The organism is Williamsia muralis (assembly GCF_002735905.1).
Classification (GTDB): domain Bacteria; phylum Actinomycetota; class Actinomycetes; order Mycobacteriales; family Mycobacteriaceae; genus Williamsia; species Williamsia muralis_A.
Map to the genome: position 1 here is coordinate 752,808 of NZ_PEBD01000010.1, position 13,739 is coordinate 766,546.

Below are 13,739 nucleotides of genomic sequence, written 5' to 3' on the forward strand. Positions count from 1 at the left end.
AGAGTCAGGCCCAGAAAAGTCAGGCCCAGAAGAGTCAGGCCCCGTATACGTCCGGACCGACCCGGCGGGTCATCCGCCGGTATCGCGACATGGACCAGGGCCAGTTGTGGGTGTCGAGCCCGTCCGCTTGCTTGTACCAGCTGTCGCATCCCGACGCCCACACCGTGCCCGGTTGCCTCGTGCGCATCGCGGTCATGAACTCGGTGAACACTTTTCGGCGCACTTCGAGGACGCTGACGGCGCCGCGCCGCAGACGCTCGACCGCAGCGACGACGTGGTCGGCTTGGGCCTCCATCAGGTAGATCACCGACCCCGAGCCGAGATTGGTGTTGGGGCCGTACATGAAGAACAGGTTGGGGAAGTCGGGCACCGACAGTCCCAGGTAGGCCTCGGGGGCGTCAGCCCACCTGTCGTGCAGTGTCATTCCGTCACGTCCGGTGATCGACACGCTGCCGGCAAAGCCGGACGTCGCAAAGCCCGTGGCGAATACCAGAACGTCGATCGGACATGCTCCGGCATCGGTCTCGACATGCCCGGGTCGGACACCGCGGATCGTGTCGGTGGACACGGTGACATTCGGACGCTGCAGGCTCTCGTGGTAGCCGTCCGCGATGAGGATCCGTTTGCATCCGATCCGGTGGTCCGGAGTGAGTGCTGTACGCAAGTCTGGATCACGCACCGTGTGCCGCAACATGATCCGGTGGATCAGTGCCAATGAGGTGAGCATCCGGGGCCAGCGCCAGAAGAACATGCCGAAGAACTCGAGGTAGAGCCACATCAGTTGTCGGGCGGCCCTCCTGAGCCGCGGATACCGCCGGTACACCGCGCTGATGCCCGGACCGTACGAACCGTCCGGTTTCGGGAACACGAACGGCGCGGAGCGTTGGAAGACGGTGAGGTGTTCGACCTCCTCTGCGATGGCCGGGATCACCTGGACGGCGCTGGCCCCGGTTCCGATGACGGCGACCCGCTTGCCGGCCAGATCGACATCGTGCCGCCATCGCGCAGTGTGAAAGGCAGGGCCGGAGAACGTCTCCAGGCCCTCGATGTCGGGAACGACCGGAATGTCGAGTTGGCCCGTCGCACAGACCACAACCTGCGCGTCCACCCGGGAACCGTCGGTCAGCTCGAGCTCCCACCGATTGTCGCGCCACGTCGCCGACGTGACGCCCACACCCAGACAAAACCGCTCGGTGATCCCGGCCTCGTCGACGCAGCGCTGAAGATAATCGCGGATCTCCGGACCGGGCGCGAAGCGCCGAGACCAGTCGACCTGCTGGGCAAACGAAAAGCTGTAGACATGGGAAGGTGCGTCGCAGGCGGCACCCGGGTACGTGTTGGCCTGCCATGTACCCCCGACGGCGTCGGCCTTGTCGTAGACCACGAAGTCGCCCTCGCCGGCGGCCCGGAGCTTCAGCGCCATCGCGATGCCGGAGAATCCGGCTCCGATGACGGCAGTCCCGACCGTTGTATGCGCCTGCGGGTCGCGAGCAGTACTCACCCCGGTACCACTCCACCCAGCTCGGCGGTGATGTCATCTGCGGTGTCCCGCAGCCGGTGTCCGATGTCGCGGAGTTCTCCACCGGTGATCGCATCCGGTACGTCGAGCAGGCACAGCGATCCGACGACCGTTCCCTCGCGGTCGAAGACAGGTGAATTGACCGAGAGTGGCCGGTAGAGCTGGGCGTCGTCTATCTCACCGACGAGCATCTCCACGTTGAGCCGTTCCTCCTGGCCTCGGGTGAACCGGGATGCGCGCTCGGAACCGTAGGCGATGGATGTCGCCGAGACCGCCACGTCGCGGAAGGCCGCGGGCTCGGGCGGATACTGCTCCACCGCGAAGCGCCGGTTCCGGATGAGGTCGAGCACCGCCCGATACCGGCTCGAGTCCTCGGCGACAACGGGATTGCGGTCCAGCCACGCGGTGATGGCGAAGTCGTCGCCCCATGCCACCAATACCGAACCCAACGGCGGCCGATGGGTGATCTTGTCCCCGGCTCGCACACCGAGGAGCGGGCGGTCGTCCGGTTCGGGATGGGCCACCTCTGCGACCACGAGGTCGCCACCGGACGGCACGATCAGGCAGCACACGTTGCCCGACTCGATGGCCAATCGCGACATCGGTTTACGGGCCGGCGCGATCGCGTTGACGGCGATCCGCGCCGAGTCACCCACGGGGGCGAGCCGGGGTCCGAGTCGGTAGGTCTTCTTGGTCGGGTGCTTGACCACCCAGCCCACCCGGGTCAGCTCGGTCAGCATCGGGAACAGTGTCGCCTTGTCGGCCCCCAGGGTTCGCGAGATGTCGGCCAGGCTGCGCCCGTCGGTGGGGCGATCGGCCAGGTACTCGACGATCTCCACCAATCGCTCGGTCTGGGGTGAACGCCTGACCATCAAACACCCATTGCGGCCACGTGTTTGAGGATGTCGGGATATCTGCGGGTGTGCGCGCCGCCGTTGAGGTCGAAGGCGGCTCCGCTCACCCACGACGCACGGTCAGAGGCCAGGAATGCAACCATCTCCGCGACTTCCTCCGGTTGTCCGCTGCGGCCGAGGGGTGTGTTCTCGATGTAGTCCTCGGTGAGACCAGGAACCAGGGCCAGGCCCGCAACGAGTGGGGTGTCGACCAGGCCGGGAGAGATCGCGTTGACCCGGATCTTCCGCTCGCCCAGCTCGAGGGCCGCGACCTCGGTCAACATCAGCACGCCCGCTTTCGCGGCGCAGTACGCGGCCATGCCGGATCCCGGCTGCCGGCCGTTCAGCGATGCGATGGTGATCAGGCTTCCGCCGTCCGCGAGGTGCCTGGCCGAGTGTTTGGTCACCAGGAACGCCCCGGTGAGGCAGACATCGATGGTGGTCTGCCAATCAGCCAGGGCCAGGTCGGTTATGGCGCCGGGGATCGTGAGTCCGGCGCAGTTGACGACGCTGTGGAGCTGCCCGTGTTCGGCCACGATCTCGGTGAAGGCGCGGTCGATGGATTCCTCGCTCGTCACGTCGAGCCGCTTGGACGTGACCGACGGGCCGATCTCGGTTGCCCGCTGTGCGGCCTGCTCGGCGTTGATGTCGGCCAGGACAACCGTGTCACCGCCTTCGGCCAGGAGGCGAGAGGTCGCGAGTCCGATACCGGAGGCGCCGCCGATGACAAGCGAGACCTTGCTGTGGGTACTGATGATGGCTCCTGTGTTCTCGCTGGTGCCGGTCAGCCGACCAACACCTGCTGCGGTTCGATGAGTACTTTCTGCTGATTCGACGGCGACCCCAGTTCGGCGATCAGCCGGCCGAGGTCGTCGAGCCCGCCGCGGCCGGTGATGAAATCGGAGACGTCGATCCTGTTTTGCTGCAACAGTTTTGCGGCGAGTGTGAACTCCTGCCTGGTGTAGTACGAGACGAAGCTCATGTCGATGTCCTTCACCACGCCGGCGACGGGCATGAAGCTGTCCTCTTCGAGGCACACTCCGGCCACCACGATCCGGCCGCGGGGCGCGACGGATTCGAGGCAGGCGGCGATCATCCCGGGCGACCCCACACACTCGAAGACGACGTCGAAACCCTCACCTGGGTGACCGGCGGTGGGATCGACAACCGAGGACGCGCCATAGACAAGCGCTGAGGTACGTCGGGAGGCGACCGGATCGGACACCACGATCTCGTCGACGCCTTGGCGGACTGCCCAGAGCAGGATGGCGATACCGACGGGCCCCGCGCCGATGATCAGCACGCGATGACCGGGCTCGATGGCCCCGCGGGCAACGGCGTGCAGCCCCACGGCGAGAGGCTCGGTGACCGCGCCGACCGCGGTGGGCGCGCCGTCGAATCGAACCGTCTCGCGGGCGCTGACCCGGATGTACTCCGCGAACCCACCGGCGCGTCCACCCAGGCCGAAAGCCTCGACCCGCGTGCATCGGGCCACGTCCCCGCACACGCAGGAAAGGCATGTGCCGCAACCGCTCACGGGCATCGCGGTCGCCGGTGTGCCGATTTGCCACTGAGCGGCGACATCGCGCCCGGCAGCGACAACGGTGCCAGAGAACTCGTGTCCCATGATCGTGCCGGCGGGCAGATAGGGCGCGGTCTTGATGTCTGATCCACAGATGCCGCAGGCGCTCACCTCGAGGATCAGATCGCCGGGTCCGGGCGTGGGATCGTCGACCTCGCACACCGAGAACGTTCCGGTGTCGACCACAGCTGCCCGCATGTTCGCTCCCCGATCACGGTCGGTGCACGCACCGGCCATCGATGCGACCCACGTCACATTTGTTCCGTCATTAGTTCACAGCAGGGCGGTACTGTCAACGAGAATCCCGCGTCTGAGTGTCAAGTGGCGCAACCGCTTTCACAATGTGTTTGCACTGTGCAAATCATTGGTGTGCCGGAGCGTGCTCAGTAGACTGCCGCAGGTGACCAATGGGGCAAACGGCGGCGGGACCACGCCGGATCAGGTGACCGTCGGTGATCTGACGTTCGACATCTCGGTGTCGCGGCCGGAGTCACCGCCGGCAGGGACTGTGCTGATGCTGCACGGGTTCCCCGAATCGCGAGCATCCTGGGGAGCTGTTGCCGACCTGCTGCGGGACGCCGGTTACGCGACGTTCGCACCTGATCAGCGCGGCTACTCGGCCGGCGCCCGCCCTGTGGGGGTCGACGCCTACCAACTCGACGAACTCGTCGCGGACGTCATCGCGATCTGTGACGCACTCGGGCTGGACACCGTGCATCTCGTGGGACACGACTGGGGAGCTGCCGTCGCATGGACCGTGGCCGCGCGCCATCCCGAACGGATCTCGTCACTGACCGCTGTATCCGTGCCGCACCCCGTAGCTTTCGCGTGGGCCAAGAGCGAAGACCCCGAGCAGCGGGAGCGTTCGGGGTACATGGAGTACTTCCAGATACCGGACGAGCCCGAGTTCAATCTGCTGGCCGACGATGCCGCTGCGCTCCGGATGGGTTTCGGGGAAGCGGTTCCCAGTGATGTGGCCGACCAACATGTGCGGGTCCTCAGCGCGCCGGGGGCGATGACCGCTGCTCTGAACTGGTACCGCGCTCAGACCCCGGCGAGCGATGACGTTCCCGTCGTCGACGTACCGACTACGTTCGTGTGGAGTTCGGGCGACATCGCGATCGCGAGGGCCGGAGCCGAGCGTTGCGGCGAGTTCGTGCGCGGCGACTACCACTTCATCGAGATCCCAGATGCCTCGCACTGGCTGCCCGACGAGCATCCGGAGGCCATCGCCGACGCGATACTCTCGCGCATCGGCCGGTCGCCGGCCACCACGGCACGAGGAGATGCGCAGACATGACACCACCGATGAGGATGACTCCCGGTCGCTACAGGAAGGTCGTCTGATGGGCGCCGAGTTCGCGGTGCTCAGCGGGGGTGCCGGTCTGTCGCTCATGTCGGCGGTGCCCGGTCCCGACCTGGCCGGCGCCGGGTATGACGAGGGTGAATACGCGGTGTCGGGGGTCGCGACGAGGTACTCAGCCGCCGACCTGCCGGCCGATGGCCGTTTCGACATCGAGCCGGCCGACGACGCCGAGTTCATCACCCGTGTGGTCACGCGAGCGCCCGCCGACGCCGAGCGCTTCAACGGCACGCTGGTGGTGGAGTGGCTGAACGTCAGCAGCGGACAGGACGCGGCCCCCGACTACACCTATCTGAGCGAGGAGATCGTCCGGGGCGGATACGCCTGGGTGGGGGTGTCGGCGCAGTTCTCCGGCGTTCAGGGCGGTTCGGCGACGGTGGCCGTCGGTGATGGCGCGCCCAAGGGCCTGGTCGGTGCCGACCCGGAGCGGTACGGCGGCCTGCAGCACCCCGGCGACGGGTACAGCTATTCGATCTTCTCGGAGATCATCGACACCTTGCGAAACGGCTCTGCGACCCCGCTGGCCCACCTCGACATCCAGCGGGTCCTGGCGGTCGGTGAGTCCCAGTCCGCGCTGGCCATGACCACGTATGCGAACGGCGTCCAGCCGCATGACCGTCTCGTCGACGGGTTTGTCATCCACAGCCGGGCAGGTGCCCCCATGCCGCTGGGGGAACCTGGCCGGGCGATCGATCTCGTCGCCGCTCTGGGCGCACCCGCCGTGCGAATCCGCGACGATCTCGATGTCCCGGTGATCCTCGTGCAAACCGAGACCGACATCTTGGGGCATCTCTGGTACCACCCTGCCCGACAGGATGATTCGGCCCGACTGCGACTGTGGGAAGTCGCAGGCAGTGCGCACGCCGACCGATTCCAGATCGGCGATTTCGAGACGTTCCTCGGATGCCCCACTGCGGTCAACGACGGCCAGCAGCGCTTTGTCGTCCGGGCCGCCCTGCGTCATCTTGATGCCTGGGTGAGCGACGGGCGCGAGCCGCCCGCCGCCGAGCAGATGGCGGTGGACGACACCGGACCCACTCCGCGGTTCGTCACCGATGCGGTGGGCAACGTCGTCGGGGGAGTGCGCACTCCGAGCGTGGAGGTCCCGACGTCGGTCCTCAGCGGGTTCAGCACGGCCACGGCGTCTCGGATCTGCCAGCTGTTCGGGTCCACCGTCCCGTTGTCCCCGTCTGAACTCACCACGATGTACGGCACACCCGAGGCCTACCTCGAGCAGTACACCGCTGCCGCCGACGAGGCGATCGCGCGCGGTTTTGTCCTCGCCGAGGATCGCGCGGAGATCCTCGGCGATGCCCACCGCGCCACTGCAGGGTGGTCGGCAGGCCGATGAAGGCGTAGATCGAAGGTTCAGATCGACTGATCGCTGGGTGAGACCGCGGCCGCGGGCGGTAGAACTGTGGTCGTGAAACTGTTGCTGCTGGCCGACACCCACATCCCCAAGCGCGCCAAAGACCTTCCCTCGGTGGTGTGGGACGAGGTCGACCGGGCGGATATGGTGATCCACGCCGGTGACTGGGTCGACCTGGCAAGCTTCGAAGCACTCGAGCGCCGGGCGAAGCGACTGATCGCGTGCTGGGGGAACAACGACGGCCCTGATCTGCGGTCGCGCATGCCCGAGCGCGCCGATGTCACCCTCGATGGGCTGCGGTTCACCGTCACACACGAGACCGGTGCGTCAGTGGGTCGGGACAAACGGATGTCGATCGCGTACCCCGACACCGATGTCCTGGTGTTCGGTCACAGTCACATCCCGTGGGACACCACCACGGGCACGGGTCTGCGGCTACTCAATCCCGGTTCACCGACAGACCGGCGGAGGCAGCCGCACTGCACGTACATGACGGCTCGCGTGGCCGAAGGCGACCTCGGCGATGTCGTTCTGCATCGGATCGAGAGGTGAACCGCTGACGCCGGGCCCGTGGCAGGACGTCAGCGAACAGGCGTCAGGCCGGTAGCGGCTGACCCGGTGTACCGCTGTCGCGACGCAGCACCCGGAGCGACCCCTGCGCGCCGACTTCGGTGAACTGCCCTGTCTGTAGGGCTTTCTCGTAGATCTCGAACGGTGGCCGGCCACCGTCCTCGGGGTTCGGGAAGACGTCGTGGATGAGCAGGGCGCCGCCCACCCGCACCCACGGTGCCCACCCCGCAAGATCGTTCTGGGCTGCTTCGCTGCTGTGGCCGCCGTCGATGAACACGAAGTCCGCGGCCCGGCCCCAGACCTTTGCCGCCGCCGTCGAGGTGGCGAGCAGTCCGATCACCGTCTCTTCGAGACCGGCGTCCCACATGGTGCGCCGGAACCGGGCCGAGGTGTCCAGTGTTCCCGTGTGCGGGTCCACCAGCGACGTGTCGTGGTATTCCCAGCCGGGCTGATGCTCTTCGGAGCCGCGATGGTGGTCGATGGTGACGATGGTGGCGCCGGTCGGTTCTGCGGCGGCTCCGAGGAAGACGGTCGACTTGCCGCAGTAGGTTCCGATCTCCACCCCGATGCCCACCGCGTCGGGAGCCGACAGGTATTGCTGCGCAACCCGATACAGCGCGACGGCCTCGTCGATCGGCATGAAGCCGGGAGCCTCGGCCGCGGCGTGCAGGTGCCGTTCGCTCGGCTGGTCGTTTCGGGTTTCGGATACAGATGTCATACCGGTGATCCTATCGGCGCCTCCGCGTAGGGTTGTGCGTTATGAAGGCGCAGATACTCACCGAAGAAACCGGCCCGAGCGGATTGTCCCTGAACGAGGTCCCGGACCCGGAGCCCACCGGCACGCAGGTGCTGGTCGACATCAAGTCCTGCGGCGTCTGCTTCCCCGACCTCCTGATGAGCCAGGGCAAGTACCAGCTCAGGGTGCCGACTCCGTTCACCCCGGGCACCGAGGTGGCGGGTGTCGTGTCGTGGGTGCCCGAGGGATCCGACCTGTCGGTGGGCGATCGGGTTCTTGTCATGTCGGTGGTGGGTGGTTTTGCCGAGAAGGTGGCTGCGGCGCCCGAGCAATTGCTGCCCATCCCGGACGGCCTCACATTCGACGAGGGTGCCGCCATGGGCATCAACTTCCAGACCGCGCTGTTCGCGCTGAAGACACGTGCCCATCTCGAACCAGGTGAGACCGTCGGCGTTCTCGGTAGCGCCGGGGGAGTGGGCGTGGCAACCATTCGAGTGGCAAAGGCGATGGGCGCCAGGGTGATCGCCATCGTGCATCGCACCGGTGCCGAAGAGATGCTGCGGGAGATGGGCGCCGACGAGGTGGTTCAGCTCGAAGAAGGCTGGGGTTCGCGGATCAAGGAACTCACCGGCAACGGTGTCGACGTCCTGATCGACCCGGTCGGGGGCGAGGTGTTCGACGAGGCGCTGCGTCAGGTGGCCCCTGACGGCCGGTTCGTGGTCATCGGGTTCGCGGCAGGCGGTATCCCCACGGTCAAGTTGAACCGGGTGCTGTTCCGGAACATCTCGGTGGTCGGCGCTGCCTGGGGCGAGTACGTCCGCACCCACCCCGGCCTGCCGGCGCAGATCCATCAGGAGCTGACCACCATGATCGCCGACGGCATGCGGCCACCGGTGAACGTGACCTATGAACTGGCCGATCTGCCCCAGGCTCTGGACGACCTGGCGGCAGGCAGGGTCCTCGGCAAGGCGGTAGTCAATATATCGGAATAGTGGGAGTGGACAACAATGTGTCGCAACATAACTGAGCTTCGTGGACTCGAACCTCCGGCCACCGACGTCGAGATCGAGGCCGCGGCCCGCCAGTACGTTCGCAAGGTCAGCGGCGTGCAGAAGCCGTCGGAGGCGAACCAGCAGGCGTTCGAACTCGCGGTCCTGAGGGTGACCGCTGCGACTCAGGAGTTGCTCCAGTCATTGCCGCCACGGCGCCAGCCCCCCAAAACCGTTCCGCCCCTGCGTCGTCCCGAGGTGCAGGCGCGGATCGCGGCGCGAGCGGCGCGCGGAGCCTAGTCGAGTCCGAACAACTCCGACGCGTTGTGGTGCAGCACCCGGCGTAACCACTCGTCGCCCATGTCGAGTCGGGTGACCGCACGAAGTGCCGTCGCGTAGCCGTAGGGGATGTTGGGGAAGTCGCTGCCCCACAGGACGCGGTGGCCCAGATCGGCCAGCTGCGCCCTGCGATCGTCGGGAAACGGTGCCATCTCTTCGGCGAAGTCGGTGAACGCCATCGTCGTGTCGAGATGAATCCGTTCGTGCCGGCTCGCGATGTCGAGGAAGTCCGCGTACTCGGGCATGCCCATGTGCGCGATGATCAACGTCAGCGTCGGAAAGCGCTGCAGCAGTTCGGCGATGGGCTCCGGGCCGGTGAAGGTCCCCGGCGCCGGGCCCGATCCGCAATGGATGACAACCGGTGTTCCCGCATCGGCGATGGCACCCCACACCGGATCGAGCAGTGGGTCGAGCGGACTGTAGTCGCCGACCTGGATGTGCGATTTGAACACCGATGTGCCCGATTCGATCGCGGCGCCGACGTACGCCGGTGCAGAGGGCTCCGGGTAGAAGGTGGCGGTTCGCAGACAGTCGGGGGTGTGTGACGCGAACTCCGCCGCCCAGCTGTTGAGCCAGGCGGCCATGTCGGGTTTGTGCGGATAGATCATCGACGTGAACGTCGTGACCCCGAAATCGCGCAGTGTCTGTACGCGCTGTTGTTCGTCGGTGCGGTAGGTGATCGGCCACTGCCTTCCGACGAGCGGGCCGGCGGCATCGAAATAGGCCCAGACCTTGTCCATCACCGACTTCGGCATGAAATGGGTGTGGACGTCGATCATTCCGGGGAGGTCCAGGTCGCTCCAGATCCTGCGAACGGCGTGCACCTCGGCCGGGGACGAGGGGAAAGGGTCGGACACCTCGCCCACGCTACCGACAGGCCCGTCGTGTTCGGCACCGCCTGATTGGACTGTTGTCCAGACACCTGTATGTTTTAATGGTCGGAGTCCGGCGGGGAACTGCTCCGCAAGGCCCGGGATGAAGGCTTGTCGATGTCAACTGATCGCATGCTCGTCACAGGAGCTTTCGGCCTGGTGGGTGCCGAATTGGTCCGCACCCTGCTCACCGATGGCCATGATGTGGTGGCCACCGACCTCGACATCGAGGCCAATCACAAGAAGGCCGCTCGGCTCAGCGGCAAGAACGGGCTCAGGGGCAGCAACGGGCTCGCCGACAGGAACGGGCTCGACGTCAGATGGGCCGACCTGACCGATCCCGCTGCGCTGAATGCGCTTGTGTCCGCGGTTCGCCCGACGGTCATCGTGCACTTGGCCGCGGTCATCCCGCCCGCTTGCTACGCGCGCCCTGACCTCGCCCGCAAGGTCAACGTGACGGCCACGCAGTCCCTGGTCGATGCCGCTGTTGCCCAACCATCCCCGCCGCGGTTCATCCAGGCGTCGAGCGTGGCCGTGTACGGGCCGCGGAACCCACACCGCGTGGACGACGTCCTCACCCCGGACATGGCGCCGGCACCGTCGGACCTGTACGGCGCGCACAAGGCGGAAGCCGAAAAGATCGTCACCGCTTCGCATCTCGATTGGGTGATCCTACGGTTGGGTGGGGTCCTGACAGCTGAACCGCGCTGGGACATTGACAAGGATCTGGTGTACTTCGAAGGGTTGCTGCCCACGGACGGCCGCATCCAGACCGTGGACGTGCGCGATGTCGCCCATGCGTTCGCCGCAGCCGCCACCGGCCAGATGAACAACAAGATCTATCTGATCGGCGGTGACGAGTCGCACCGCATCACACAGGGTTTCCTCGCTCCGGCTGTTTCGGAGGCGATGGGTCTCACCGGTGGACTCCCCGTCGGCAGGCCAGGAAATCCGGACAGCGACCGCGACTGGTTCGCCACGGATTGGATGGACACCAGCTCCGCGCAGGCGGCCCTTGGTTTCCAGCGGCACACGCTTGCAGACCTCATCGCCGAGACCCGCGATCGGGTGGGTGTCAGGCGCTACCCGCTGCGGGTGATCGCCCCGGCGATGCGCAGATACCTGCGCGCTCAGTCGCCGTATCGCCACACGCCGGGCCGGTTCGCCGATCCGTGGGGAGCGATCGCCTCCAGGTGGGGCAACCCATCGCCCGACTCACCGTCCTGACGACCGAAGATCCTGTGAGGCAGCGGATGTGACCCGGCACGGTACACCGTTGACCACCTGTGTGTTGCTCGGAACGTCGAACAGTTCTGGCGGATTGAGCAGGTTGGAGTTCGAGCCGGGGTGAGTGTTGGCGGTGGCGAGCCTCGTGCCGGCCACGCCGTGCCCCCAACCGTGCGGAAGGCACACCACCCCCGGCATCATCTCGTCACTCACCTCCACCGGTGCTGTGAGTGAACCAGCGGACGTGGTGATGTCGGCGGGCGCACCGTCGATGAGGTCCAGCCGTGCAGCGTCGGCTGGGTGCACCAACACGGTGCAGCGGTCGCGGCCGCGCATGAGCGCGGGGACGTTGTGCAGCCATGAGTTGTTGGATCGCAGATGGCGCCGGCTGATGAGCACCAACTCGTCGGCTTCTCGGTCGATGCGCCGTTCGAGTCGGACGATGTCGGCGGTCAGGTGCGGATGCACCAGTTCGATGGTGCCCGAGGGTGTGCTCAGGACCTCGTCGAGACGGTCGCCCTCGAGTTCGCCGAGCCTGAGTCCGTTCGGGTGCTCGCGTACATCGTCGAGTGTGAGGCCGCCGGGTCTTCGACCGAGATCATCTCCCCACGGCCCCAGCCTGATTCCCAGATCGACGAGTCGTTCGGGTCCCACACCCCGGAGGGCTTCAAACGAAGCGGTGGCATCGCGGCCGGCCAAAGGCGTGTCGGAACTGGTGCACAGGGTTGCCACCAGGCCACCGACATAGAGGTCGTCCATGGCGGCCACGTCCACGTCGGGGACCGGGGTGCCCAGCACGGCGCCGCTCAGCCGTAGCAAGATTTCCCACTCGGCGGGCCGGCCCGAGTCCGGGGCGAAGACCGGTTCGGACCACTTCACACACGACGCGGTTGCGTAGTTCCAGTACAGGTCATCGGCGTGGAAACGTTCAAGCGGAGATAGTCCGGGCAAGATGACATGGGCGTGGCGGGTGGTCTCGTTCAACCAGTTGTCCACCGAGATCATGGCGTCGATGGCGCCGAGCGCGGCGTCGAGCCGAGCCGATCCCGGGGCCGAGATCACCGGATTGCCTGCCACACTGATGAAGGCGCGGATCTGCCCGTCACCGGGTGTGTCGATCTCCTCGGCCAGGACACTGATCGGGAACTGGCCGAACACTTCGGGAATGCCCCGGACGCGGCTGTGATATCGGCCGAACTGCCACCCGGGTGCATCCTGATCGGGCGGCTTCATGAACATCGGTGACCAGACGGCGGGTTTCGGGAAGAGTGCGCCCCCGAGACGGTCGATGGCGCCGAGCGCGGTGTTCAGCACAAAGACCAGCCACGTGGCCAACGACCCGAATTCCTGTGTGCACGAACCGATCCTGCTGTACAGGACGGGATTCCCGGCATGTGCGAGCCCGGCGGTGAGTCGACGGATCGAGTCCGCGGGGACGCCGCATGCCGGTGCCACGCGTTCGGGTGTGAACGGCGCTGCCATGGCTATCGCGTCGTCGAGTCCGGTGACCCGGCCCTGAAGGTGTTGCGGCCGCTGCACCCAGCCGTTCGAGGCGAGAGTGTGCAAGATCGCGAACAACAGCAGGGCGTCGGTGCCGGGACGGATGGGTACCCATTCGTCGGCACCCTGCGCGGTGCGCGTGCGTCTGGGATCGATGACCACGACCCGGCCACCGCGCCGCGAGATACCGCGGATCTTGCCCATCACGTCCGGTGTCGAGAGCATCGAACCCTGTGACGCGGCGGGATTGGCGCCGAGCACCACCAGATGATCCGCGCGGTCCAGGTCTGGGATCGGTGCGTTCCACATGCCACCGAACAGCAGTGCACCGACCACATTGAGTGGCCACTGATCAACCGTGCCAGGGGAGTAATAGGTCTGCATCCCCGCGGCCTGACCCATCCCGATCAGGCCGCCGATGTAGGAGCTCAGCGACACATTGTGCGCCACCGGATTTCCCACGTAGACGGTCAGGGCCCGCGCCCCGTGACGTTCGAGGACCGGTCGCAACACCCGCTCCGCCTCCTCGTATGCGTCGTCCCAGGACACCGGAACATGCTCGCCGTTCGCGCGTTTGACCATGGGTTCGCGAAGACGGTCCGGGTCGTCGTGCAGGTGTCCGAGGACGGTCCCCTTGGGACACAGGTGCCCACGCGACCACACGTCGTCGCGGTCGCCGCGGATCGATGTGACGGTGTTGCCTTCGGTGTGGACACGAAGACCGCACATCGCCTCGCACAGTGGGCATGTCACAGGATGATCGGCCGGACCAGCCATGAG

General features: G+C 66.5%; 13 protein-coding genes. 6 read left to right on the forward strand and 7 right to left on the reverse strand.

Annotation, left to right across the window (positions count from 1 at the left end):
• Nucleotides 1-34: 34 nt before the first annotated feature.
• From CSW57_RS17160 to CSW57_RS17175, 4 genes are read right to left on the reverse strand one after another with little or no spacing between them, the layout of a single operon-like run.
• Nucleotides 35-1,501, reverse strand: coding sequence for a flavin-containing monooxygenase (locus CSW57_RS17160; RefSeq protein WP_099383872.1), 1,467 nt, complete (start codon nt 1,499-1,501; stop codon nt 35-37).
• Entirely contained in the window at nt 1,498-2,391 is an 894-nt protein-coding gene (locus tag CSW57_RS17165) for an IclR family transcriptional regulator (protein WP_099383873.1), read from the reverse strand. The genes CSW57_RS17160 and CSW57_RS17165 overlap by 4 nt, the downstream gene beginning before the upstream one ends.
• A complete protein-coding gene (locus CSW57_RS17170; RefSeq protein WP_099384558.1) occupies nt 2,391-3,167 on the reverse strand; it encodes an SDR family NAD(P)-dependent oxidoreductase in 777 nt (258 codons plus the stop codon). The genes CSW57_RS17165 and CSW57_RS17170 overlap by 1 nt, the downstream gene beginning before the upstream one ends.
• Nucleotides 3,168-3,196: 29 nt before the next feature.
• Nucleotides 3,197-4,249 (reverse strand): alcohol dehydrogenase catalytic domain-containing protein, encoded by a 1,053-nt coding sequence (locus CSW57_RS17175; RefSeq protein ID WP_317615603.1) that lies wholly within the window; start codon nt 4,247-4,249, stop codon nt 3,197-3,199.
• A 145-nt stretch (nt 4,250-4,394) separates the two neighbouring features.
• Between CSW57_RS17175 and CSW57_RS17180 the strand changes: the two genes are divergently transcribed.
• From CSW57_RS17180 to CSW57_RS17190, 3 genes are all read left to right on the forward strand, one after another.
• Nucleotides 4,395-5,294: an alpha/beta fold hydrolase gene (locus tag CSW57_RS17180; RefSeq protein WP_223249322.1), complete on the forward strand. Its 900-nt coding sequence runs from the start codon at nt 4,395-4,397 to the stop codon at nt 5,292-5,294.
• Nucleotides 5,281-6,708: an alpha/beta hydrolase domain-containing protein gene (locus CSW57_RS17185; protein ID WP_223249323.1), complete on the forward strand. Its 1,428-nt coding sequence runs from the start codon at nt 5,281-5,283 to the stop codon at nt 6,706-6,708. The genes CSW57_RS17180 and CSW57_RS17185 overlap by 14 nt, the downstream gene beginning before the upstream one ends.
• A 72-nt stretch (nt 6,709-6,780) precedes the next feature.
• On the forward strand, nt 6,781-7,278 hold the full coding sequence (locus CSW57_RS17190; RefSeq protein ID WP_099384561.1) for a metallophosphoesterase family protein: 498 nt from the start codon (nt 6,781-6,783) through the stop codon (nt 7,276-7,278).
• 43 nt (nt 7,279-7,321) lie between these two features.
• Here the strand turns inward: CSW57_RS17190 and CSW57_RS17195 are convergent, their stop codons facing one another.
• Nucleotides 7,322-8,014, reverse strand: a complete 693-nt coding sequence (locus tag CSW57_RS17195; RefSeq protein ID WP_030165055.1) for a class I SAM-dependent methyltransferase — start codon at nt 8,012-8,014, stop codon at nt 7,322-7,324.
• Nucleotides 8,015-8,055: 41 nt separating this feature from the next.
• Between CSW57_RS17195 and CSW57_RS17200 the strand changes: the two genes are divergently transcribed.
• A complete protein-coding gene (locus CSW57_RS17200; protein ID WP_099383875.1) occupies nt 8,056-9,024 on the forward strand; it encodes an NADPH:quinone oxidoreductase family protein in 969 nt (322 codons plus the stop codon).
• Nucleotides 9,025-9,039: 15 nt separating this feature from the next.
• Nucleotides 9,040-9,321 (forward strand): DUF2277 domain-containing protein, encoded by a 282-nt coding sequence (locus CSW57_RS17205; RefSeq protein ID WP_062798993.1) that lies wholly within the window; start codon nt 9,040-9,042, stop codon nt 9,319-9,321.
• Here the strand turns inward: CSW57_RS17205 and CSW57_RS17210 are convergent.
• On the reverse strand, nt 9,318-10,217 hold the full coding sequence (locus CSW57_RS17210; protein WP_370623980.1) for an amidohydrolase family protein: 900 nt from the start codon (nt 10,215-10,217) through the stop codon (nt 9,318-9,320). The two genes, CSW57_RS17205 and CSW57_RS17210, sit on opposite strands and share 4 nt — an antisense overlap.
• 132 nt (nt 10,218-10,349) lie before the next feature.
• Between CSW57_RS17210 and CSW57_RS17215 the strand changes: the two genes are divergently transcribed.
• A complete protein-coding gene (locus CSW57_RS17215) occupies nt 10,350-11,459 on the forward strand; it encodes an NAD-dependent epimerase/dehydratase family protein (RefSeq protein WP_099383876.1) in 1,110 nt (369 codons plus the stop codon).
• Here CSW57_RS17215 and CSW57_RS17220 read toward each other — a convergent pair.
• Nucleotides 11,448-13,736: a molybdopterin-dependent oxidoreductase gene (locus CSW57_RS17220; RefSeq protein ID WP_099384563.1), complete on the reverse strand. Its 2,289-nt coding sequence runs from the start codon at nt 13,734-13,736 to the stop codon at nt 11,448-11,450. The two genes, CSW57_RS17215 and CSW57_RS17220, sit on opposite strands and share 12 nt — an antisense overlap.
• Nucleotides 13,737-13,739 lie beyond the last annotated feature (3 nt).